This is a genomic window from Pseudonocardia sp. DSM 110487 (assembly GCF_019468565.1).
Taxonomy (GTDB): domain Bacteria; phylum Actinomycetota; class Actinomycetes; order Mycobacteriales; family Pseudonocardiaceae; genus Pseudonocardia.
This window is the reverse complement of record NZ_CP080521.1, coordinates 8,013,703-8,036,831: the sequence shown is the minus strand read 5'-3', so window position 1 is coordinate 8,036,831 and position 23,129 is coordinate 8,013,703. Positions and strand designations below refer to the sequence as shown.

The following is a 23,129-nucleotide window of genomic DNA, read 5'->3' as shown; positions in this document are numbered from 1 at the left end:
CCTCCCCGGGGGGAGGCTACTGGGGGCGCTGAGCCCGAGCCAGATCGCCGCGGAGCTGCCTCCACCACTTCTCGACGGCGACCACGGGAACCACCACCGCACCTGCCGCTGCCGCGAGCGTCCACTGACCGATGCTCAGGTCATCGGTGTGGAAGACCGCCTGCAGGAACGGCAGGTGCACGACCGCGGTCTGGAGCACCAGCAGCACGGCGATACCGGCGAAGACGTACCTGTTCGAGGCCCAGCCGATGCTGCGCACCGGCGCGATCAGCGTCCGGCACATCAGCAGGTAGAAGATCTGGAAGAAGGCCACCGATGTGACCGCGAGCGTCTGGGCCTGCGCGATCGGAGCGACCGGAACGGCCACCAGGAACAGCGCGATCGCGACCGCCGCCATGAGCGCGCCGACGTAGACCGTCCGGACGACGACGAAGCGCGACAGCAGCGGCTCGTCCGGATCGCGAGGGGGCTTGCGCATCGAGTCGGGTTCCTGCGCCTCGAACGCGATGGGCAGTGCCAGCGACACCGTCGCCACCAGGTTGATCCAGAGGATCTGCACGGGCTCGATCGGCAGGACCGGCGATCCCCCGACCACCGGGAACGCCAGCACCGCCACCAGGACGATCAGCGCCTCGCCGACGTTGGTCGGCAGCACGAACGCCAGCGCCTTGACCAGGTTGTCGTAGACCCGGCGCCCCTCCTCGATGGCCGCCCGGATCGTCGCGAAGTTGTCGTCACCGAGAACGATGTCGGCGGCTTCCTTCGCCGCCGCCGTGCCGGCGCGTCCCATCGCCACCCCGATGTCGGCCTGGCGCAGGGCCGGCGCGTCGTTGACGCCGTCACCGGTCATCGCGATCACGGCACCCCCGGCCTGGAGCGCCCGGACGAGTTCGAGCTTGTGCTCGGGTGCCACCCGCGCGAAGACATCGGTGGTCCGGACGCGGTCTCGCAGCTCGTCATCGGAGAGCTCCGCGATCTCGGCTCCGGTCATCGGTGGCCCGTTCCCGCCGATGCCGAGGTCACGACCGATTGCGGCCGCGGTCGCGGCGTGGTCACCGGTGATCATCTTCACGCTGACGCCCGCACGGTGGCACGCGTCCACGGCGTCGACCACCTCGGGCCGCAGCGGGTCGATCAATGCGACCAGGCCGAGCAGTTCGAGCCGGCGGCCGTCGAGAAGGAGCCCACCGCTGTCGGCGTCGTATCGCCGGCAGACCGCGAGAACCCGCATCCCGTCGGCGGCGTAGGCGTCGAGCACGGCGTGTGCCGCGTCGGCGTCGGTCGGGTCCACGTGCGCGAGCAGGACCTCCGGTGCGCCCTTGAAGTAGGTGAAACCGTCGGTGCCCGGCTCGGGAGCACTGGCCATGTACTTGCGCTCCGAGTCGAACGGCAGCACCGCATGCGGCGGGTGGGTGCGGAACAACTCGTCGAGTGCCACGTCGCCTCGTTCGGCGGCGACGAGCATGGCACCGTCGGTCGGGTCGCCCAGCACGGTCCGCCGATCGTCGGCACCGTCCAGCCGTGCCTCGTTCGCCAGTGCGGCGCCGACCAGTAGCTTCCGCAGCGGCCCGGCGCGGCCTCGGACCACCATGCGCCCAGCGGCCTCGTATCCGACGCCGTCGAACTCCGCCTCATCGCCATGGGGCGTCCACGCGCGGCGGACCATCATCTCGTTGCGCGTCAGCGTGCCCGTCTTGTCCGTGCAGACCACGGAGGTGGAACCCAGGGTCTCGACCGCGGGTAGCTCGCGGACCACGGCCTGCCGACGGGCCATCCGCTGCACGCCGACCGCCAGCGCGATCGTCACGATCGCCGGCAGCCCCTCCGGGATCGCCGCGACGGCAAGGGTGATCGCGGCCAGTGCGGCGTCGGCGACCGGGAACCCCCGCAGCAGCGCGACTCCCAGCAGGACCACCGCCACGAGACCGATGATCTTGGTGATGGTCGATCCGAGCCGGGCGATGCCGAGGGTCAGCGGGGTCTGGGTCTGCTCGATGCCGCCGAGCAGACCGGAGATCCGTCCCAGTTCCGTCCGGTCCCCGGTCTCGACCACGGCGGCCACGGCCGAGCCCGTCGTCACGAGGGTGCCGCCGTGCAGCATCGACCGTCGTTCGGCGAGTTCGGCGGCCGGACCGACCGGCGCGGCCGACTTGTCCACCGGCAGCGACTCGCCGGTGAGCGTGGACTCGTCCACGCGAAGGCCGTGCGCCTGCAGAACCCTCAGGTCGGCCGCCACGCGAGCACCCGCCTCGATCGACACGACGTCCCCTGGAACGAGGTCCGCCGCATGCACCTGCGTCCAGCGCTCGTCACGCAGCACCGTTGCCGGCTCCGACACCAACTGAGCGAGTGCCTGGATCGCCCTACCCGCCCGGTACTCCTGGACGAATCCGATCAGCGCGTTGAGCACCACGACGCCGAGCACCACAGCCCCGTCTGCGAGGTCCCCAAATGCGAAGGCCACGACGGCCGAGATCAACAGCGCGTAGATCAGCGGGCTGGCGAACTGCCGTGCCAGCACCGCCCACGCCGAGGGGCCCTGCTGCCGGGTGAGCCGGTTCGGACCGTACTCGGTCAGCCGGCGACCGGCCTCGTCCGCGCTCAGCCCCTGCCGATCGCTCGAGAGGCGCGCGAGGACGTCCTCGCCGGTCGAGGCGTGCCAGCCGATGGATCCGATCTCACGCTCGTCCACTGCGTGCGGTTCTGAGAGCGCCATCTCGCCATCCCCGAATCGTCTTACGGCTCGCCTCAGTGAGGACCGGACAGCGGCTCGATCCGTGACACCGTCACGGATCCGCGGGCTGTCCTGTCCTTGCTTCCGACCCAGCGCCGCACGAGAGCGGGCGTTGGTCGGACGAAGGGACACGTCGTGAAGGTTGTTGTGATCGGTGGGACCGGGCTGATCGGGTCGAAGCTGGTGGCCAAGCTGGGCGAGCACGGCCACGAGGCGGTGCCGGCTGCCCCGAACACCGGAGTGAACACGCTGACGGGCGAGGGGCTCGCCGAAGTGCTCGACGGGGCGGCCGTCGTGGTCGACGTGTCGAACTCGCCGTCGTTCGCCGACGACGCGGTGATGGAGTTCTTCCGGACCTCGACCACGAACCTGCTGGAGTACTCGGCGAAGGCGGGGGTGGGGCACTACGTGGCGCTGTCGGTGGTCGGCACCGACCAGCTGGCGGAGGCGGGCTACTTCCGCGCGAAGATCGAGCAGGAGAGGCTGATCCGGGAGGCGGATCGGCCGTACTCGATCGTGCACGCCACGCAGTTCTTCGAGTTCGTCCGGGGCATCGCAGACCTGAGCACGGTCGACGGCAAGGTCCTCCTGCCGCCGGTCCTGTTCCAGCCGATGGCGTCCGACGACGTCGCCGCCGGGGTCGGCCGCGTCGCGGTGGGGGAGCCGCTGAACGGGATCCGCGAGATCGGCGGCCCCGAGCAGTTCCGGCTGGACGAGCTGGTGCGCAAGGCCCTCGCGGCGAGGAACGACCCGCGCGAGGTCGTCACCGACGAGAAGGCGCGTTACTCCGGCGCGCTGATCGGCGAGCGGACGCTGCTGCCGGGGCCGGACGCCCAGCTCGGGGAGATCACCCTCGGCACCTGGCTCGCCCAGCAGAAGTGACAGCACGCGCCTGGACCGCCGCGCGACCGAGCGGCCGCCTGGCACCCACCTCGAACCTCTTGGAGCAGTCATGACCGTCGACCACTCGCACCACATCGACGACCCGAACCGGACGACGCCCCCGCCACAGTTCACGGTTGCCGGCTCTGTGCCGACCCCGCCGATGCCGGATCAGTCCGAGGCGATGACCATCGTCGTCACCCTGCCGCCGGGGAGCACCGGCAGCCCGCCGCACCGGCACTCCGGTCCCGCCTTCGGGTACGTGATCGAGGGCGAGATGATCTTCGAGCTGGAGGGCGATCCCGAGCGCGTGGTGCGCGCCGGGGAGACGTTCTGGGAGCCCGGCGGCGACCTCATCCACTACCAGGACGGCAACAACCTCGCCGACGGGCAGACGCGGTTCGTCGTGACCATGTTCTGCGTCCCCGGCCAGCCGATGCTCGTCCCGGTGAGCGCGGAGGAGCTCGAGGAACGCCGCCCTCGCCGTGCGCCGCGTCCGTCGGGAAGCCGATCATGAGCCGGCCCGTCCTCGAACCCGCGGCGCAGGAGATCGCGGACGCGACCGCCAAGCCGCCGTTCCTGTACGAGCTCGACGTGGAGGGCGCCCGGAAGGTCCTCGACGACATCCAGGCCGCCCCTATCGAGAAGCTCGACGTCGCCGAGAAGTGGATCGCCGTGCCGGCCGACGTCGGGCCGGTGACGGTCCGCATCGTCAAGCCGGTCGGGGCGACGGGGGTGCTGCCGACAGTCCTCTACATGCACGGTGGGGGTTGGGTCCTCGGCAACGCAGGCACCCACGACCGGCTCGTGCGCGAGCTCGCCGTGGGCGCGAATGCCGCGGTCGTGTTCGTCGAGTACGACCGCTCGCCGGAGGCCCGCTACCCGCTCGCCATCGAGCAGGGCTACGCGGCCGCGCGTTGGATCACCGAGTTCGGCCGGTCCGAGGGACTGGACGCGTCGCGGCTCGCCATCGCGGGCGACTCGGTCGGCGGGAACATGAGCGCGGCCCTGACGATCATGGCGAAGCAGCGCGGCGACGTCACCTTCGTGCACCAGTCGCTGTACTACCCGGTCACCGACGCCGCGCAGGACACGGCGAGCTACCGGGAGTTCGCGGACGGCCCGTACCTGACCGCGAAGGGGATGGCCTGGTTCTGGGACGCCTACACGACCGACCCCGCCGAGCGGGCGGAGATCACCGCGTCACCGCTGCGGGCGAGCCTCGAGGAGCTCGCCGGTCTGCCCCCCGCGTTCGTAGTGGTGGACGAGAACGACGTCCTCCGCGACGAGGGTGAGGCATACGCCCGCCGCCTGACGCAGGCGGGCGTGCCGACGACGAGCGTCCGCTACAACGGCACGCTCCACGACTTCATGATGCTCAACCCCGTGCGCGGGACCCGCGCCGCGACGGCCGCCATCGAGCAGGCCATCCGCGTCCTGCGCGGGGCGCTCGGCACCGGCTGAACCGCAATCGACCTCAGGGAGAAGGACATGTCCGCACAGAACCTCACCGTGCTCCTCGTCCACGGAGCCTTCGCCGAGTCCGCGAGCTGGAACCCGGTGATCTCCCGGCTCCGCGCGGAGTCGGTCGACGTCGTCGCGGTGGCCAACCCGCTGCGCAGCGTCTCCGGTGACGCCGCCTACCTGCGCGACGTCATCATCGGCATCGGCACGCCGGTCGTGCTCGTCGGTCACTCCTACGGCGGAATGGTGATCACCGAGGCGGCGGCGGGCAACGACGCCGTCAGGGCGCTCGTCTACGCCGCCGCGTTCGCCCCCGAGCGCGGTGAGAGCGCGCTCCAGCTGGCGAGCCGGTTCCCCGGCAGCACGCTCGGCGAGGCCATCGTGCCCTCCCCCGTCGCAGGCGGGGGCAACGAGTTCCGGATCCGGCCGGAGGTGTTCCACCAGCAGTTCGTCGCCGACGGGACACCGGCCGAGGCCGAGCTGATGGCGGTGACCCAACGCCCGGTCACCGAGGCGGCGCTGGCCGAAGGCCTGCCCGCGGACGTACCGGCGTGGCGGCAGCTGCCGTCGTGGTTCGTGTTCGGCGACCAGGACCGCAACATCCCCGCGGCGGCACTTCGGTTCATGGCCGATCGCGCGGGGTCGAAGGGCACCCGCGAGGTCGCGGGCGCATCGCACGCGATCAGCGTGGGCGCACCCGACCAGGTGACCACGACGATCCTCGACGCGGTCGGGGCGGCAGGGTGAGCGCGGGGGACGGTCAGCGGCTCGGACCGGTGCAGCGCGTACGCGCCGGGGTGCTCGACGTGGCCTACCACGAGGATGGCCCTGCCGACGGGGAGGCCGTGCTCCTCCTGCACGGTTTCCCCTACGACATCCACAGCTACGTCGACGTCGCGCCCGCGCTCGCCGCCGAGGGTTTCCGCGTGATCGTCCCCCACCTCCGCGGGCACGGAGCCACCCGGTTCCTCGATCCCGCCACCCCACGAAGCGGCCAGCAGGCCGCGCTCGGTGACGACGTCGTGGCCCTCATGGACGTGCTCGAGATTCCCCGTGCCGTCCTCGCGGGTTACGACTGGGGAGCCCGCGCGGCCTGCGTGGTAGCCGCCCTCTGGCCCGAGCGCTGCACCGGGCTCGTGTCGGTCAACAGTTACCTGATCCAGGACATCGCCGCGGCGATGACACCGATCCGGCCCGACCTGGAAGCCGGGTTCTGGTACTTCTACTACTTCCTCACCGAACGCGGCAGGGCCGGGCTCGCCGCCGATCCCCGTGGCATCGCCGAGGTGATCTGGCGACGCAACTCGCCCGCGTGGCCGTTCGACGACGCCACGCTCGACCGGGCTGCCGAGGCATTCACCAACCCCGACTACGTCGACGTGGTCATCCACTCCTACCGCCACCGCCTCGGATACGCCCCCGGCGCCCCGGCCTACACCGAGATCGAACGACGACTGGCCGCCCAGCCGGTGATCACCGTCCCGGCCGTCACGTTGGACGGCCTCGCCGACGGGAACTTCCCGGCCACCGACGGCAGCCCGTCCGCTGCACATTTCACCGGCCCTCGACTGCACCTCCAGGTCACCGGAGCTGGGCACAACCTGCCTCAGGAAGCCCCGAAGGACTTCGCCGACGCCGTCCGAGAGGTGATCCACCTACGTCACGCATGGAGCAGAGATGAGCACCCCGAACGGCGATGACGCCTTCCTGAACGAGCTGGAGAAGGACGTCAGGGCGGAGCTCGACCGGGCGGAGGCCAGCGAGCCGGACGACGAGGTCAACGGCGTCCCGATCGGCGAATGGCTGTTCGATCCCGCGGATGTCCAGCGCGAAGAAGTCGGGCTCCGCAGCCTTCTCGGCGCGGTGCAGGCCATGGAGAACGGCTCCCGGCCCAAGCCGGCCCCGGCACACCCGCACGGCATCCACGTGGCCGCCCGCGGCCACTGCCTCAGCCTGGTGCGGGCCGTGGACCGGCCCACTGGGGCGGCGCGCTACGGGCGGATGTTCCCGGACCTGGACCCGCTGGGCACCGACCCGCAGCTGCTGATGCGGGCGGGTGGCAACGGCGGGATCTGCGACGCCGCCGCCGTGCTGGGCGGGCTGAGCCCTGGCGACGACGACGCCTCCGAGGCCGCGGGGTGGCCGTTCTTCGGCCAGCTGATCGCCCACGACATCACCGCCGATCGCTCGCCCGTCGAAGGCGACGTCGCGCCCGATGCGCTGCGCAACGCCCGCGCCCCGAAGCTCAATCTGGAGATGCTCTACTCGGACGGCCCGGTCGGGTCGCCGTACCTGTTCGACGTCGCCGACCCGGCGAAGTTCCTGCTCGGACCGGACGGCGCCGACGCGCCGCGCAACCAGCAGGGCATTGCCCTTATCGGCGACCCCCGCAACGACGTGCACCTGTTCGCGCTGACCCTGCATGTCGCCCTGCTGGGGGCGCACAACCGCACCGTCGACCTGCTGCGCGAGAACGGGGTGCCCGAGGCCGAGGTCTTCGAGCGGGCACGGATCATCCTCACCTGGCACTACCAGTGGATCATGGTCCACGACTTCCTGCCCCGTCTCGTCGGGGCGAGCCTCGTCGAGCGCGTGCTCGCCGAGGGCAGCCGGTGGTTCACGCCCGCGCCCGGGCAGGCCTACATCCCGCTGGAGTTCGCCGACGCGGCGTTCCGCTACGGCCACGGCCAGATCCGGCACACCTACCGGCTCGTCGACGGCGGTCCCCTGGTGCCGCTCTTCCCCGACCTCGTCGGGTTCGGCCCGCAACCCGCCGATCGTCGCCTGGATCTCGCGCAGGTCTTCGATCTGCCGGGACGCCCGCCCGCGCAGCGCGCCAAACGTCTCGACGGCCGGCTCGCGACCAGCCTCATCGGCCTTCCAGAGCAGGTCACCGGCGCGGTCGACACCGCCGCCTACCGTTCACTCGCGGTCCGCGACCTGCTGCGCGGCGAGACCACCGCGCTGCCCAGCGGCGAGGCGGTCGCGCACGTCATGAACGTCTCGCCGCTGACGGTGGACGAGCTGGATCAGGCGTGGCCGCACGGCACGCCGCTGTGGTTCTACATCCTCAAGGAGGCCGAGCACCGCGGCGGCGGTGACCGGCTCGGCCCGGTGGGCGGCCGGATCGTGGCGGAGGTCCTGATCGGGCTGCTGCGCGCCGACCCGGCGAGCTACCTGAGCCTGGAACCGGACTGGGAGCCGATCCTGCCCGCAGCCGGACCGGACTTCGGCCTTGCGGATCTGCTCACCCTCGGTACCACGCGCGACCGAGCGGCCGGCGCCGCCGGCCCCTGATCACCAGGCCGGTGCATCCCCGGCCGAATATGGCCGTCCGTGCGCCGGAGCGGCGATCATGCTGATGCCCGGCGCTCGGGAGCGGGGGCACTAGCAGCCCGATCGCGAGGAGTGGGGGGCCGGGGAACACGTCACACACCCCGACAGTGGCTGCCGCGCTCGCGCGCAGGGCATCATGGGATCACCCGCGCTGATCGGAGCCGGGCCTCCTTGACCTGCGCGGTGGTGGTTGATGTCGAGCGGCGCTGTCCGGCGCAGGTTGCTCGGCAGGCGTAGCGAGTGCGAGTCGCTCGGTCGGCTCGTGGCGAACGTCAGGGCGGGTCGGAGCCAGGTCCTGGTCCTGCGCGGTGAGGCGGGGGTCGGCAAGTCCGCGCTGGTGGACTACCTGGTGGGCAGCGCAGCGGGGTGCCGGATCGCGCGCGCCGTCGGCGTCGAGTCCGAGATGGAGCTGCCGTTCGCCGGGCTGCACCAGCTGTGCGTGCCGATGATGGGGCATCTCGATCGCCTTCCCGGCCCGCAGCGGGATGCACTGTCCGTCGCGTTCGGGCTGAGCACGGGCAGCGCGCCGGATCGGTTCCTGGTCGGGTTGGCGGTGCTCAACCTGCTGGCCGAGGTGGCGGAGGAACAGCCCCTCGTCTGTGTGTTCGACGACGCGCAGTGGCTCGATCAGGTCTCCGCGCAGACGCTGGCCTTCGTCGCGCGTCGGCTGCTCGCGGAACGGGCGGCGTTGGTGTTCGCGGTGCGCGAACCGGTGCTCGCCCCGGCCCACCCGTTGACGGGAATGCCGGAGCTCGTGGTCACGGGCCTGCGCGACGGTGACGCCCGTGCGCTTCTTGAGTCGGCGGTCCCCGGGCGGATCGACGAGCGGATCAGGGACCGGATAGTCGCCGAGACCCGAGGCAATCCGCTCGCCCTTCTGGAGTTGCCACGGGGATTGACGGCGGCGGAGCTCACCGGTGGGTTCGGGCGTCCGGACGCGCGGCCGCTCGCCGGCCAGATCGAGCAGAGTTTCCTGCGGCGCATCGAGGCGCTCCCGATCGCGACGCAACGGCTGCTCCTCACCGCGGCCGCCGAGCCGCTGGGGGACGTGTCGTTGTTGCGGCGGGTGGCCGAGAGGCTCGCCATCGAGCCGAACGCCTCGGTCGCTGCCGAGGCGGCGGGGCTGATCGAGATCGGGGTGCGGGTGCGGTTCCGGCACCCGCTCGTGCGCTCGGCCGCGTATCGCGCGGCGAGCGCCAAGGACCGCCAGGCCGTGCATCGCGCGCTGGCCGCCGCGACCGATCCCGAGTCCGATCCGGATCGCCGCGCATGGCATCGGGCACACGGGGTGGTGGAACCCGACGAGTCGGTGGCAGGCGAGCTGGAGCGCTCAGCCGACCGGGCGCAGGCCAGGGGCGGAATCGCCGCCGCGGCCGTGTTCCTGAAACGCTCGACCGAGCTGACGCCCGATCCGGTCAACCGCGTCGCACGTGCGCTGGCCGCAGCGCACGCCAGCTTCGAGGCAGGATCCTCCGACGCAGCCTCCGAGCTGCTCGCCGCAGCGGAGCTGGGTCCGCTCGGCGAGCTGCAGCGCGCGCGGCTGGCCCGACTCCGTGCCCGAATAGTGCTCACCCGCCGGCGCGGCCGCGACGCGGTGCCGTTCCTGGTCGATGCGGCCGACCAACTCGAACGACTCGGCGACGGACAGGCCAGGGAGGCCTACCTCGAGTCGCTGGCTGCCGCGGTCTTCGCCGGTCGCCTGCTCGGTCAGAACGGGCTGCGGGAGGTGGCCGAGGCCGCCATGGCAGCGCCGCCGGCCTCGCGGCCACCACGGCCGATCGACATGCTCCTGGACGGGCTGGTGGCGCGGTTCACCAAGGGCTACGTCTCGGGTGCGCCGCTTCTGAAGCGGGCGCTGCAGGCGTTCCGGCAGGACTCCCGACCCGACGAGGACGACTTCATACGCTGGTTCTGGCTGGCGTGGTTCGTCGCAGGCGACATGTGGGACGACGAGACGTCGCACGAGCTGACCACGCGCGCGGTCCGGCTGGCTCGCGAGGCCGGCGCGCTCAACGTCCTCCCCTTGGCCCTGACCCACCGTGCTGCCGTGCACCTGCACGCCGGAGAGTTCGCCGCGGCCTCGGAGCTGGTCGAGGAGTGCGACGCGCTCACGGAGGCCACCGGCCACGCGCCCATGGGGTACTCCAAGCTGTCGCTCGCCGCCTGGCGCGGCGAGGCTGGTGTGGCCCCGGTGCCGTTCCAGTCCGATGTCCAGGACGGGATCTCGTGGGGCGAGGGACGAGCCATCGGTGGGGTCGAATACGTGCGGGCGGTGCTGTACAACGGCCTCGGCCGCTACCAGGAGGCCCTGGCCTGCGCGAAACGGGGGTGCGAGTTCGAGGATCTGGGTGTCTTCGGGTTCACGCTCGTCGAGCTCGTCGAGGCCGGTGTTCGAGGTGGTGCCCTCGAGGTGGCCGGTGCTGCCATGCGACGACTCGAGGAGCGAACCGACGCCAGTGGCACGGATTGGGCGCTCGGCGCCCGAGCCCGGTCGGCCGCGTTGCTCGCCGACGGCCGGTCCGCGGACTCGCTGTACCGCGAGGCGATCGAGCGCCTCGAACGCACCCGCGTCAACGTCCACCTCGCCCGTGCCCATCTGGTGTACGGCGAATGGCTGCGCCGGGAGAACCGGCGCGTCGACGCGCGTGCGCAGCTCCGAACCGCGTACGAGATGCTGCAGCGCTTCGGTGCCTCCGGGTTCGCCGAGCGCGCTCGTCGCGAGCTCCAGGCCACCGGCGAGACGGTCCGCCGACGCTCGGCCGACGTGCGTGACGTGCTCACCGCGCAGGAGGCCCAGATCGCCCGCCTGGCCGGCGAGGGGATGACGAACTCCGAGATCGGCGCCGAACTGTTCATCAGCCCCCGCACCGTCGAATGGCACCTGCGCAAGGTGTTCACCAAGCTCGACGTCAGCTCGCGCAACAAGCTCCGCGGTGCGCTGACCCGCGCCTGATCGCAGGTTGTCACGCAATGGCGCTCCGTCTTGTCCACACTGGGGTGCCGAAACGAATCGGTACCGGAGCGGACAGGAGCGTGCGATGGAGGAAGCGCGAGAGCGAGGGCTGCCGGTCGTCGTCGGCATCGACGGGTCGCCGTCTGCGCTCGAGGCCGCCCGCTGGGCGGCGCGCGAAGCCGCGCGTCGCCGGACCGGCATGCAGTTGATCAGCGCCTTCGGCTGGCTCGAGACGAGGCACCTCCACAGCGCAGGACTCGGTGTGCGCTTTCGCGAGACGCTGATGGCACGCACCCGGGAGGAGGTCTCGGCGGCCGCGGAGGCCGCCGCGGAGGCCGCTCCCGGCGTGGAGATCTCCGAGCGCGTCATCGACGGCTTCCCGGTGCCGCTGCTGCTCGCCGCGTCGCGCCGGGCGAGCCTGGTCGTCCTCGGTGATCGCGGGCTCGGCGGGTTCACGTCCCTGCTCGTCGGTTCGGTGGCGATCGGACTGGCCGCGGGGGCGGCGTGCCCGGTCGTGGTCGTTCGTGGTGAACGGCCGTCCGATGCCGGCCCGGTCGTGGTCGGCGTCGACGGCTCGGAGATCAGCGACACGGCGTTGGGCTTCGCCTTCGAGGCGGCAGCGACGCGTGAGGTGCCCCTGGTCACGGTGCACGCCTGGACCGACACCGTGTTCGAGGCCGCCGTGGCGCCGCTGCTGGACTGGGACGCCATCGAGGCGGACGAGCATCGCGTGCTCGCCGAGCGCTTGGCGGGCTGGGGCGGGAAGTACCCCGATGTCGAGGTGCGCCGGGTGGTCGTACAGGACCGGCCCGCGCACGCATTGATCGAGCAGGCGAGCGCCGATGGCGCCCAGCTCGTGGTCGTCGGCTCGCACGGGAGGGGCAGCGCGGCGGGCCTCGTGCTCGGGTCCGTCAGTCACGCGGTGCTGCACCACTCGCCGTGCCCGGTCGCGGTCGTCCGGTCCGAGCGGAGTGCCGCTGGCCGGTGACGTCCCGCCTGCGGTATGACGGGGTGTGGACGCCTTCTGGGACGACGTCGAACGCCACCTCGTCCGGTACGGCCCGACCTTCACCCCGCGCATCATCGAGCGCGCTGCCGGCTCGTACGTCTACGACAGCGACGGGGCGGCCATCCTCGACTTCACCTCCGGCCAGATGAGCGCTGTGCTGGGGCACTCGCACCCGGACGTCGTCCGCGCGGTCTCCCGCTCGGTCGCCTCGCTGGACCACCTGTTCAGCGGGATGCTGAGCCGGCCGGTCGTCGACCTGGCCAGAAGGCTAGCCGCGACGTTGCCCGACCCACTGACGAAGACGTTGCTGCTGACGACCGGAGCGGAGTCCAACGAAGCCGCCATCAAGATGGCGAAGCTGTATACCGGCAAGTACGAGATCGTCTCGTTCGACCGGTCGTGGCACGGCATGACGTCCGGGGCAGCGGCGGCGACCTTCTCGGCCGGGCGCCGCGGATACGGCCCGACCCTGCCCGGGAACCTCACGCTGCCGACCCCCAACGCCTACCGGTCGCCGTTCCGCAGGCCGGACGGTTCGTACGACTGGGAGGCCGAACTCGAGTACGGGTTCGCCCTGGTCGACCAGCAGTCGACGGGGGCTATGGCCGCGTGTCTCGTCGAGCCGATCCTTTCGTCGGGCGGGGTCATCGACCTGCCGCCCGGCTACCTCGCCCGTCTCAAGGAGATGTGCGCCGAGCGCGGCATGCTGCTCGTCCTCGACGAGGCGCAGACCGGTCTCGGGCGCACCGGTCACATGTACGCCTTCGAGCGTGACGGGGTCGTCCCGGACATCCTCACCCTGTCCAAGACGCTCGGCGCCGGTCTGCCGGTGGCGGCCGTGGTGACCAGCGACGAGATCGAGCAGATCTGCCGGGAGCGCGGGTTCCTCTTCTTCACCACCCACGTCTCCGATCCGCTCGCGGCCACGGTCGCGCTGACCGTCCTCGAGGTGATCGAGCGGGACAACCTCGTCGAACGTGCCGCCAAGCTGGGCGAGCAGCTCAAGGAGCGGCTGCTGAGGCTGCGCGCCGACCACGAGGTCGTCGGCGACGTCCGGGGCCGTGGACTCCTGCAGGGCATCGAGCTCGTGACCGACAAGGAGAGCAAGGCCCCCGCCGACGCGCTCGGCCATGCCGTCACCGCGGCATGCCTCGACCGCGGGCTGCATCTCAACATCGTCCAGCTGCCGGGCATGGGCGGAATCTTCCGGATCGCCCCACCGCTCACGACGACCGACGACGAGCTCCACGCCGGCATCGACATCCTCGAGGCCGCGATCGAGGCGGTCCGAATTGCGCGATGAGCGCCTGGTTAGGGTCTCCTGAATGCCTTCTCAGCGCGCCCTGCTGCCACGGTCGACACCGGCCGCCGTGGGGGTGTCGTCCCGCGCGGTTGCCGCACTGCTGGACCGGGTCGAAGCGCGATCCATCGAATGCCACTCCATCATGGTGGTGCGCCACGGTCACGTCGTCGCCGAAGGCTGGTGGGCGCCGTACTCGGCCGAACGCCCGCACCTGCTCTACTCGCTGACCAAATCGTTCACCTCGGTCGCCGTGGGGCTGGCGATCGCCGACGGGCTGCTCACGCTGGATGACCGGGTGGTGGACGTACTGCCCGACCACGTTCCGGCCGACGTCTCCGAGCAGGGGCGCCGCATCACCGTCCACCACCTGCTGTCCATGACGGCCGGACACGACACGGACAGCCTCGACGAGGCCTGGCAACTGGAACCGGGCGACCTGGTCAAGGGCTTCCTGCGCGTGCCGTTTACCGAAGCCGAGGGAACACGGCACACCTACGACAACTCGACCACTTTCATCCTGGCCCGGATCGTGGAACGGGTCACGGGCCACGGCCTGCCGGAGTTCCTCGACGAGCGCCTCTTCACGCCCATGGGTGTCGACCACGCCGAGTGGGACCGGGTGGCCAGCGGCGCCGCCTTCGGATTCCACGGGCTGCACCTCACCACCGAGGCCGTCGCCGCGTTCGGCGAGCTGCTGCTGCGGGGCGGCCGATGGGGCGAGCGGCAGCTCGTCCCGCGCGAATGGGTGGAGCTCGCGACCAGGCGGCACGTCGAAACGCTGCCTCCGGCGGACGAAGCCGGAAACCCCGACTTCCTGTGCGGTTACGGGTACCAGTTCTGGATGTCGCGGCACGGCTACCACGGAAACGGGTCCTTCGGCCAGCAATGCGTGGTCGTCCCGTCGCACGATCTCGTGGTCGCCGTGACCAGCGGCCATCCGAACGCGGACTCGCCGGCACAGGTCGTGCACGACGCCATCCGGGAGTGCCTACTGCCCGGTGTGGACGTGGCGGGTGGTGCCGGCGACGGCGGCTCCCCGGACGACGAGCTCCTCGCCGAGCGGCTGCGCCGGCTGTCGTTCGCGCCCGTGCCGGGCTCGGCCGAGCCGGGACGTTCGGTCACGGCGAGGCTCAACGCCTCCGCCGAGGGTTCGGCACTGCCCGACGGGACCAGGGTGGTCGTCGATCCCGTCGATGATGGCTGGCTCCTGCGACTCGGGTCGGATCTCGACATCGAGGCGGGCCACGGTCAGTGGCGGGAGAGCTCGCCGCTCGGCCGTCCGGTCGTCGCGGCCGGCGCCTGGCAGGGCAGCACGTTCGTCGCCGAGCTCTACGTCATCACCACCCCGCACCGGGTCCGGCTGGTGGTCGACGCCGAGACGCAGACAGCGGTGGCGACGTGGAGCACCGTGCCCCTGACCGGCCCCAGCCTGGAATTGCACGTGACGTCGCCGCTGATGACCCAGCCCGACGTCGCGTAGGTTTATCGGCTGGGCTTTTTGATCGGCGCCGCCGACAGCAGCGCCACCAAAGATCGCCACTACCGGGTCTGGGGGGCTCACCCGTCGGTCGGCGGCACCGTCCCCACCGGGACGAGCGGGGGCCGGTCGCCGCGCGGTCCGAAGGTGTCGACTACCGCCGACACCCCGGAGTTCGAGGCACCCGCCACCACGATCTGCACCGCGTCGGGCGAGGTGAGCACGTGGAACGACCCGGTGGCCGGGTCGATGCCATCGTCGGGAACCGCCTCGGGGTGATCGGCGGGGAGCCGCCACGACGTGGTGCGGGAGATCGCGGTCTTGCCGACCCGGTCGAGCTCGCCGCGGCTCAGGACCGCCTCCTCGAACAGGAACCGGCGGATGGCCGGCTTGTCGAAGCCCTGTCCGGCCAGCAGGTGGGCGTGCTCCGGGCCGAGCACGAGGCAGGAGGAGATCGTGCGGTGCAGGAGCGCGCCGGTGCGGGCGATCGTCCCGGCCAGGTCACGCAACAGCTGCGCGGCGTCGGAGGTGTGCCGGGCCTCGACGTGGGCGACCGAACGCATCGTCATGGCCGTGACGGCGCTCGCGCCACGGCCGAACCCGAACTCCTCGTGGAACGCGGGCCACGGGCTCTCCTCCTCGTTCTCCCCGATGCAGCAGGTGTACTTCGCCGGGGTGCCCTGGGTGGCCTGGTCGAGGGCGTGCGGGCGGAGCCCGAACACGTTCATCGCCGCGAGCCGGATCGCCCGCCCGATCGTCGCGTTGGCGCGGAAGCCGGGGCCGAACACGTTGCCCCGGCCGTTGATACCGATCTCCCCGCGCACCGGCCCGTTCACCAGTATCAACGCCGCGGTGCCCGTGGTGCTCTGCCAGATGCCCCGCCCGGCGTACCCCTCGGCGCGCAGCGAGTCCCACGCCGCGAGTACCACCGGGAAGTACTCAGGGCGGCAGCCGGCCATCGCCGCGTTCAGCGCCGCCAGCCGCACCGTGCACTCGCGGCCGATCTGCGGCATGGCGAGCAGGACGTCGTCCGGCGCGCGATCGGTCCGCGCAAGGAAGGTGTCGAGCCGTTCGCGGGTGCACGGGACCACCGGGAGCCCGTCGCTCCATTCCTGGTCGTAGCAGTACTCGATCGCGTCCACGATCGCGCGGGCGTCGTCCTCCATGCTCATCCCTCGACCACCAGCAGCTCGACGATGCGCGGGACCATCAGGGTCACGCGGTCCCGGATCTCGTCGCGCGACAGGCTGGCCACCGGGTGCTCGGTCACCACGTACGGGTAGCCGGGGAAGCCGTACGAGCGCGCCATCGCGTCGGCGGCGAGGCGGAACGGCTCGGTGCAGATGCTGACGGCCGGAATGCCGGCACGCTCCAGCAGGATCCCGTCGGCCAGACTGGCCGCGCTGCACGAGCCTCAATCACCGACAGCCGTCACGGCGAAGTTGCAGGTGGCGACGATGCGCTCGACCTGCGTCTGCTCCACCGGCGTGCCGAAGTAGCCCTTCGTGAAGACCTTCACGTCCCGCAGCCGGAACCGGTCGGCGAGCTGCCTGCCGACCTCATCGAGCAGCAGCGCGGCGTTCGGCTTGCCGTTGTCCAGCAGGCCGAGGGTCGCCCCGTGCAGCGTGGTGGGCCGCGGGGCGAGGACGCGGTTCTCGCCGTGGTCCGCATTGCCCGTCGGGTCCAGGATCACGCTCGCCCAGTCGGTCACGGCCACCTCCGAGGTCTCCCGGTACGGCGACGGTATCCAAGCGGGGGCGTGAGGTCGTCGGTCGGGAGTTCGTCACGAATCGGGTCATTTGCCGCTGGCACCAAAGCCGGACTTCGTGATCGTTCTTCTGATCGCAGGGCTGGGGAGCATCTCGGCACGGCGGAGCCGACGACACCGGCGCAACCCGTGCCGGTCGACGCCTGGTCACCGGCCAGCCAACCCGGTCGGCCGGGCGCGCCACCCGAGAACGAGCGCACCGGGCGACACAGGGCTGGGCCGGCGGCAGCCTGTGATCGTCAGCTTGGCGCCTTTCCCGACGTGGGGCGTCGGGTTTCGCGCCGAACCGCTGATCACCGCCTGGGTCGCGGTGCGTTCCGCGGAACGCGCCCCGGGGGTGCGGTCGGGTGCCGGGTCTTTCGTGGGCGCGCCGTTCCCGGCCCGGGCCACCCGGCGCTCACCCACCAGCCTCGGCCGCCGTCGTGTTCCCACCGGTTCACCTCGACCGCGTCGCCTCGTGGGGGTGGCTGGGTGGGGTGCACTACCGAATCATGTGGTTGCGCGGGCGGCCGTCCCCGACTGGGGGGCACGCCCGTTCCGGACGAGACCACCGCGGCTTGGGTGCCACTTGACTGGCTGTGGTCCCGTCCTCGCCCGGTGGCCGCCCCGGGAATCTGGGGCGTGATCAGCGGGATCGGGACCTGAGCTGCACCCCTGCGGCTGGTGCCCCGCTCCTGCTGATCATGGACCCGCCCGCGGCCCTGTCCCTGGGGTGGGTCTGGCCGTGATCATCCGGGAGAGGGCTGGGCGTGGAGGGTCGGGACCACAGCCGGTTGCGTGGCACCCGAACCGCGGTGGTCTCGTCGACAACGGGCGTGCCCCCGCGTCGGGGACGGCTGCCCACGCAACCCCAGGGTTCGGTAGTGCACCCAACCCAGCCACCCCTGCACGGTGACGGGGTCGAGGTGAACGGGAGGGAACACCGCCGAGGCCCGATCGCGGGGCGGGCGCCGGGTGGCCCGGGCCGGGAACGGCGCGCCCACCGGCAGCTGCCCGACCAGACTCGACCCGACGGATCGACACGATCGCGCCCTGACTCACCACGGCCCTCGACCGACGGCGGGCATGATCCGAACTAGCGGTTGTCCACGGCTGCCCCCACGACCATGAGCACCCGAAACTCCGGATCATGCACGGGAAGATCGCGAGTAGCGGGTGTTCATCGCTGCCGGCACAGCCATGAGCAACCGATATTGCGGATCATGGGCGCGGCCACCGGCGAACGGGGCCCGGCAACAGCGCCGACACCCGTCGCGCGGCGGCAGTCCACGTTCCCCCGCCTCGACCAGCAAGATCACGAAGTCGAGCTGTGGTACTAGCGCCGCGCGTAGATGCGTACCCAGTCGACCTCGAGGCTGACCTCGGCGGGCGTGGTCTCGTCCGGCGCGAGGATCCACTCCTCGAACGGGCCCATGTCGAGCTGGATCGCCAGGTGCATCGAGCTCGTCGGGATCACGTTGCGGTCGGTGGTCTCGAACTGCTTGACGCCGTCGACGTACCAGGTGATCCGGTTGGGCAGCCAGTCCATCGCGAACGTGTGCCACTGGCTGAAGTCGCCGCCCACCTTGTTGCCCGCGAGCTTGTTCTGCGCCGAGTAGTGGATGACGAAGTGGGCCTGCGACCGGTCCTCGCGCGGCACCTCCATCATGTCCAGCTCGCCGTCGGCCGCCTTGTCGAGCGAGTCGGGCCACAGCAGGATCGCCGAGCCCCGGCCGCGGCCCTTGTCGGTGCGGGCCCGGAACTCCCAGCGCCCGTAGGTCTGGCTGCGCTCGTGGTTCATGCCTCCGGAGACGTTGCCGCGCGCGGTGATGCGCAGCTTGCCGTCCTCCACGGTGATCGCCTCGGGGCGGCGGAAGCCGTTGCCGAACCCGCCGACGGAGCTGTAGCGATTCCAGACGTTCGGATCGAGCCGGGATCCGTCGAAGTCGTCTTCGAAGACCATTCGCCATTCGTTGCCGGCGGCCCCCTCACGACGGCTGCCCGGAGTGCGCGCGTCGTCGATCACGGGAGCGGGGACGGCCGTCGGCGGGGGAGACGGCGGCGGGAGCGCCTCGAACAGATCGGGCTCGCCCGGTCCGGCCGCGTTGCCTCCGCAACCGGCGACCAGGACGGCGACGGCACCGAGCAGCGCACAGCAGACGCGCCGCGGGAACCGGGACATCCAGCCTCCTCGACGTGCACGCCGGAGGGGAGCGACGGGGAGCACCGGCGTTCGAGGCGACCATAGCGAACCGGACGAAACGGCATATATCGGGTGCGCCTGGTGATCAGGACAGCGGCGCCACCGCATCGGCGAGGGGCCGGAGGATGTCCGGCGTGGCGTCGAGCGGGAGGTTGAGGACGATCAGGTCGACGCCCGCAGACGTGAAGTCCGCGATCTGGCCGAGCGCCGCCTCGATCGCCTGGTCCTGGGGGACGTCGCCGTCGATCCGGACGTTGACCGAGCATGTGATCTCGGCGGGGTCGCGGCCCACCTCGGCGCAGCGGGTGTCGAGCGTGTCCTTCAGCGGGCGCCACTCGTCCGCATCGGTGACGATCACGTTCCAGGCCTGCGCCCACCGGGCGACGGCGCCGAGCGTGCGGCGCGGGCCCCGGCCGCCGATCGTGATCGGCGGGTGTGGCCGCTGCACGGGCTTGGGCTCGCAGCGGGCCTCGGTGAGCGTGACGTAGCTGCCCTTGAACGTCGTGACCGGGTCGCGCAGCAGCCCGACCATCGCCTCGACGCCTTCGTCGAACCGATCGAACCGCTCCCGCAGCGGTGGCAGCGGGATTCCGTACGCGTCACATTCCTGCTGGTTCCACCCGGCGCCCACGCCCAGCTCCAGCCGGCCGCCCGAGACGATGTCGATGGTGGCGGCCATGTTCGCCAGCACGGCCGGATGGCGGTAGATCATGCCGGTGACCTGGCAGCCGACGCGGATCCGGCGGGTGGCCTGGGCCAGCGCGGCGAGCGTCGTCCAGCCCTCGAGGTTCGGCCCGGCGAGGTCGCCGCTGAGCGGGTAGAAGTGGTCCCAGTTCCACGCCGACTCGAAGACCTCGAACTCGTCCGCCGCGACCCAGACGTCGCGCATGCGTTCCCACGTCGTGTGCTCGGGCCGGGTCTTGATCGCGAAGCGCATGCCGCGACCGTAGGCCGGGGGTGGGCGGAGCGCCATGACTTCGGACCGCGTAACGCTCCGTTGCCGGCTGTCGCTGATGCGTGATCGCTGAGACGGGAACGCCTCACCCGATCAGGCGGCTCGTGTCGCTGTTCGTGATGAACTCTTCCTCCGCTCGGCGCGTGCAGTTCGATACTGAGGTAGTAGGTCGGCAAGAGCGCCGGTGATGGACGTCGTCCACTGGCAGCCGTCGATCCGGGAGGGGCGGACGAGGGAGACCAGACCATGATCACGATGCTCGTGTTCGCCAGCGGTGCGGTGATCACGCCGTTGATCCGGCTCATGCTCGCCGGGTTCGAGTGCCTCACCATCGGCGCGATCCTCCTCCGGGTCACGGACGCGTTCCGGGGTCCCCGGCTGGCGGATCTCGCGGCGCAGCGTCGTGAGCGCTGGGAGGCGGGACACCCCGTCTCCTCGGGCGACGAGGCCGATCCCGACGACGATTGATCCCGCTCTTGACCTGGAGCGCGCTCCAGGGGGCAGCCTCGCGGCCATGGATGGATCGATCACGGCCCGCAGCGTCGGTGAGTGGCGCGTTCCCGCGCTCGGCATCGGGACATGGGCGCTCGGCGGGGACTGGGAATTCAACGGCCAGCCCGCGGGCTGGGGCCCGGTGGACGACGACGAGTCGGTGGCTGCCGTTCGCGCCGCATACGACGGTGGAGTGCGCTTCGTCGACACGGCCGACGTCTACGGGTGCGGGCACTCGGAGCGGGTGGTCGGCAGGGCGATCGCCCCGTTCCGCGACGACGTGGTGCTCGCGACGAAGGTGGGGCTCGTGTTCGACGAGGAGACGAGGACGGGCGCGGGGAGCGACCTGACCGCCGCGCACATCCGCAAGGCGTGCGAGGCGAGCCTGCGCAGGCTCGGGGTGGATCACATCGACGTCTACCAGATCCATCCGGGGGACGCGGACGCCGAGCAGGCGAAGGATGCGGTCGGCGCGTTCGAGGAGCTCGTGGCGGCCGGGAAGATCAGGACGTACGGCACGAGCGCGACCGACCCCGAGGTGATCGCGATCGTCGCGGCGGGCGGCCACGGCGTGGCGGTGCAGCAGGAGCTCAACGTGTTCAGCGCCGACGAGCCCGCCCTCGCGGCCTGCGCGCGCCACGACATGGCCGTGCTGGCCCGCACCCCGCTCGCGATGGGCCTGCTCAGTGGCAAGTACCGCACGCCCGACCAGCTCCCGGCCGGGGACGTCCGCCGGCACACCCCGTGGTGGACGTTCTTCGCCGACGCCGAGATGCCGCAGTGGCTCGCCCGGCTGGACGCCGTGCGCGACGTGCTGACCTCCGGTGGGCGCACGCTCGTGCAGGGTGCGCTCGCCTATGTGTGGGCCCGCTCGGAGCGGGCGATCGCGTTGCCCGGCGTGCGGACGGCGGCACAGGCCCGGGAGCTCGTGGGAGCGCTGGCCCATGGCCCGCTCGACGCCGACCAGCTGGCCACGGTCGACCGGGTGCTCGTGGGTGCGGCAGCATCGGCACGGTGAACATCTCCGAGGCCGCCCGGCGCACCGGTGTCGCCGTCGACACGATCCGCTACTACGACCGCCTCGGCCTGCTCGGGGCCGTCACGCGCACGGCGGGCGGGGCGCGCGCGTTCACCGAAGGTGACCTCGGTTGGCTGCGGATCCTGCGCTGCCTGCGCGACACGGGGATGCGGATGGCCGACCTGCGCCGGTTCGTGGCGGTCGACGGCGCCCGCGACCCAGCCCGTCGCAGGGAGCTGCTGGAGGCCCACCGGGCGGCCGTGCTGGAACGCATCGAGCGCACCCACCGCGAGCTGGAGGTGCTCGACGGCAAGATCGCCGTGTACCGGGAGATGGAGGAGCGGGCCGCTCAGCCGGTGATGAGCACGCGGTAGCCGACGGCGAGGCGGCCGAGCACGGTGCCGACCTTCCCGGCCCCCGGGGGCGCCGATCGTGTCGTCAGGTTGCCGAGAGGATGTCACGGACCATGGGGATGACCTTGGTGCCGTAGAGCTCGACCGCGCGCGATCGGGCGCTGATCGACTGGGAACCCGAGGTGTAGAGCAGGTCGAAGCGGCCGACGCCGAGTGCGCTGACGGTGCGGGCGATCTTGCGGGCGACGGTGTCGGGTGAGCCGACGTACATCGAACCGCCCTCGATCTCCGCCTCGAACTCCTCGCGCCGGACGGGTGGCCAGCCGCGCAGCGCGCCGATGCGGTCGCGGACGACCTTGTAGCGCGGGTAGTAGAGTTCCTTGGCCTCGTCGTCGGTGTCGGCGACGAAGCCCGGCGAGTGCATGCCGATCGGCCACGTGGCGGTGCCGAGCCGGTCGGTGGCGCGCCGGTAGAGCTCGATGAGCGGGGTGAAGCGCTCGGGCGGGCCGCCGATGATGGCGAGCATGAGCGGCAGGCCGTACCGGGCGGTCCGCACGATCGACTGGGGCGAGCCGCCCACGCCGACCCAGGTGGTGAGGCGCCCTGAGTCGGTCTTGGGGTACACGTCGGCGTCGTCGAGGGCAGCGCGGGTGGTGCCGCTCCACGTGACGGGCTTCTCGTCGAGGAGCTGGACGAACAGCTCGAGCTTCTCCTCGAAGAGCACCTCGTAGTCGGCCAGGTCGTAGCCGAACAGCGGGAACGACTCGGTGAACGAGCCGCGCCCGAGTATCACCTCGGCCCGGCCTCCCGAGATCGCGTCGACGGTGGCGAAGCGCTCGAAGACGCGCACCGGGTCGTCGGAGCTGAGCACGGTGACGCCGGAGCCGAGCCGGATGCGGGAGGTGCGGGCCGCGATGCCGGCGAGCACGGTCTCGGGTGTCGATATCGCGAACTCCGGCCGGTGGTGCTCGCCGAGGGCGATGGCGTCGACGCCGAGCTCGTCGGCGAGGGTCGCCTCCGCGACGACCTGCCGGATCGCCTCGGCGTGGGAGACGAGGGTGCCGGAGTCGTCCTCCGGCACGTCGCCGAAGGTGTCGAGCCCGAGAATGAGGTCGGTCATCTGATGCTCCTGGTTGGGTCAGGCGAATGGGTACGGACCGAAGCGACCCCACGCCACGGAACCGGCGAGCACGACCTTCTTGT

General features: G+C 71.5%; 20 protein-coding genes. 13 read left to right on the top strand and 7 right to left on the bottom strand.

The genetic code is table 11. The features are described from left to right. Positions 1-16 precede the first annotated feature (16 nt). On the bottom strand, positions 17-2,716 hold the full coding sequence (locus K1T35_RS37610; protein ID WP_220256473.1) for an HAD-IC family P-type ATPase: 2,700 nt from the start codon (positions 2,714-2,716) through the stop codon (positions 17-19). Positions 2,717-2,869: 153 nt separating this feature from the next. Between K1T35_RS37610 and K1T35_RS37605 the strand changes: the two genes are divergently transcribed. From K1T35_RS37605 to K1T35_RS37560, 10 genes are all read left to right on the top strand, one after another. Continuing rightward, on the top strand, positions 2,870-3,616 hold the full coding sequence (locus tag K1T35_RS37605; RefSeq protein ID WP_220256472.1) for an SDR family oxidoreductase: 747 nt from the start codon (positions 2,870-2,872) through the stop codon (positions 3,614-3,616). A 70-nt stretch (positions 3,617-3,686) separates the two neighbouring features. Next, positions 3,687-4,133: a cupin domain-containing protein gene (locus tag K1T35_RS37600; RefSeq protein ID WP_220256471.1), complete on the top strand. Its 447-nt coding sequence runs from the start codon at positions 3,687-3,689 to the stop codon at positions 4,131-4,133. Continuing rightward, positions 4,130-5,080 (top strand): alpha/beta hydrolase, encoded by a 951-nt coding sequence (locus K1T35_RS37595; protein ID WP_220256470.1) that lies wholly within the window; start codon positions 4,130-4,132, stop codon positions 5,078-5,080. Before K1T35_RS37600 ends, K1T35_RS37595 begins: the two co-directional genes overlap by 4 nt. Positions 5,081-5,107: 27 nt before the next feature. After that, positions 5,108-5,827 carry an alpha/beta fold hydrolase gene (locus tag K1T35_RS37590; RefSeq protein WP_220256469.1) on the top strand — a complete coding sequence of 240 codons (720 nt, stop codon included), beginning with the start codon at positions 5,108-5,110 and terminating at the stop codon, positions 5,825-5,827. Further along, positions 5,824-6,780 (top strand): alpha/beta fold hydrolase, encoded by a 957-nt coding sequence (locus K1T35_RS37585; protein WP_220256468.1) that lies wholly within the window; start codon positions 5,824-5,826, stop codon positions 6,778-6,780. The genes K1T35_RS37590 and K1T35_RS37585 overlap by 4 nt, the downstream gene beginning before the upstream one ends. Beyond that, complete coding sequence (locus K1T35_RS37580; protein WP_220256467.1) at positions 6,758-8,377, top strand: peroxidase family protein; 1,620 nt, start codon at positions 6,758-6,760, stop codon at positions 8,375-8,377. The genes K1T35_RS37585 and K1T35_RS37580 overlap by 23 nt, the downstream gene beginning before the upstream one ends. 232 nt (positions 8,378-8,609) lie before the next feature. Beyond that, positions 8,610-11,369: a LuxR family transcriptional regulator gene (locus K1T35_RS37575; protein ID WP_220256466.1), complete on the top strand. Its 2,760-nt coding sequence runs from the start codon at positions 8,610-8,612 to the stop codon at positions 11,367-11,369. Positions 11,370-11,454: 85 nt separating this feature from the next. Next, the gene (locus tag K1T35_RS37570) at positions 11,455-12,357 is read left to right on the top strand and encodes a universal stress protein (protein ID WP_220256465.1); all 903 of its coding nucleotides are present in this window, start codon (positions 11,455-11,457) and stop codon (positions 12,355-12,357) included. 25 nt (positions 12,358-12,382) lie between these two features. Further along, complete coding sequence (locus K1T35_RS37565) at positions 12,383-13,681, top strand: aspartate aminotransferase family protein (RefSeq protein WP_220256464.1); 1,299 nt, start codon at positions 12,383-12,385, stop codon at positions 13,679-13,681. Positions 13,682-13,703: 22 nt separating this feature from the next. Then, positions 13,704-15,161, top strand: coding sequence for a serine hydrolase (locus tag K1T35_RS37560; RefSeq protein WP_220256463.1), 1,458 nt, complete (start codon positions 13,704-13,706; stop codon positions 15,159-15,161). A gap of 77 nt (positions 15,162-15,238) precedes the next feature. Here the strand turns inward: K1T35_RS37560 and K1T35_RS37555 are convergent, their stop codons facing one another. The 5 genes from K1T35_RS37555 to K1T35_RS37535 all read right to left on the bottom strand — a co-directional run bounded on the left by K1T35_RS37555 (position 15,239) and on the right by K1T35_RS37535 (position 20,045). Next, positions 15,239-16,330 carry a hypothetical protein gene (locus K1T35_RS37555; protein WP_255621156.1) on the bottom strand — a complete coding sequence of 364 codons (1,092 nt, stop codon included), beginning with the start codon at positions 16,328-16,330 and terminating at the stop codon, positions 15,239-15,241. Continuing rightward, a complete protein-coding gene (locus K1T35_RS37550; RefSeq protein WP_220256462.1) occupies positions 16,327-16,467 on the bottom strand; it encodes a hypothetical protein in 141 nt (46 codons plus the stop codon). Before K1T35_RS37550 ends, K1T35_RS37555 begins: the two co-directional genes overlap by 4 nt. A 105-nt stretch (positions 16,468-16,572) precedes the next feature. Further along, positions 16,573-16,869 carry a hypothetical protein gene (locus K1T35_RS37545; protein ID WP_220256461.1) on the bottom strand — a complete coding sequence of 99 codons (297 nt, stop codon included), beginning with the start codon at positions 16,867-16,869 and terminating at the stop codon, positions 16,573-16,575. Positions 16,870-18,241: 1,372 nt separating this feature from the next. Then, entirely contained in the window at positions 18,242-19,087 is an 846-nt protein-coding gene (locus K1T35_RS37540) for a family 16 glycosylhydrolase (protein ID WP_220256460.1), read from the bottom strand. A gap of 106 nt (positions 19,088-19,193) precedes the next feature. After that, on the bottom strand, positions 19,194-20,045 hold the full coding sequence (locus K1T35_RS37535; RefSeq protein ID WP_220256459.1) for an LLM class F420-dependent oxidoreductase: 852 nt from the start codon (positions 20,043-20,045) through the stop codon (positions 19,194-19,196). A gap of 264 nt (positions 20,046-20,309) precedes the next feature. On the opposite strand from K1T35_RS37535, the gene K1T35_RS37530 reads away from it, so the two are divergent. The 3 genes from K1T35_RS37530 to K1T35_RS37520 are packed head-to-tail and all read left to right on the top strand — an operon-like array spanning position 20,310 to position 21,947. After that, complete coding sequence (locus K1T35_RS37530; protein ID WP_220256458.1) at positions 20,310-20,531, top strand: hypothetical protein; 222 nt, start codon at positions 20,310-20,312, stop codon at positions 20,529-20,531. Positions 20,532-20,577: 46 nt separating this feature from the next. Then, entirely contained in the window at positions 20,578-21,573 is a 996-nt protein-coding gene (locus K1T35_RS37525; protein WP_220256457.1) for an aldo/keto reductase, read from the top strand. Next, positions 21,570-21,947, top strand: coding sequence for a MerR family transcriptional regulator (locus K1T35_RS37520; protein WP_220256456.1), 378 nt, complete (start codon positions 21,570-21,572; stop codon positions 21,945-21,947). Before K1T35_RS37525 ends, K1T35_RS37520 begins: the two co-directional genes overlap by 4 nt. A 64-nt stretch (positions 21,948-22,011) precedes the next feature. On the opposite strand, the gene K1T35_RS37515 is transcribed toward K1T35_RS37520, so the two are convergent. Then, on the bottom strand, positions 22,012-23,046 hold the full coding sequence (locus tag K1T35_RS37515; RefSeq protein ID WP_220256455.1) for an LLM class flavin-dependent oxidoreductase: 1,035 nt from the start codon (positions 23,044-23,046) through the stop codon (positions 22,012-22,014). Positions 23,047-23,129 lie beyond the last annotated feature (83 nt).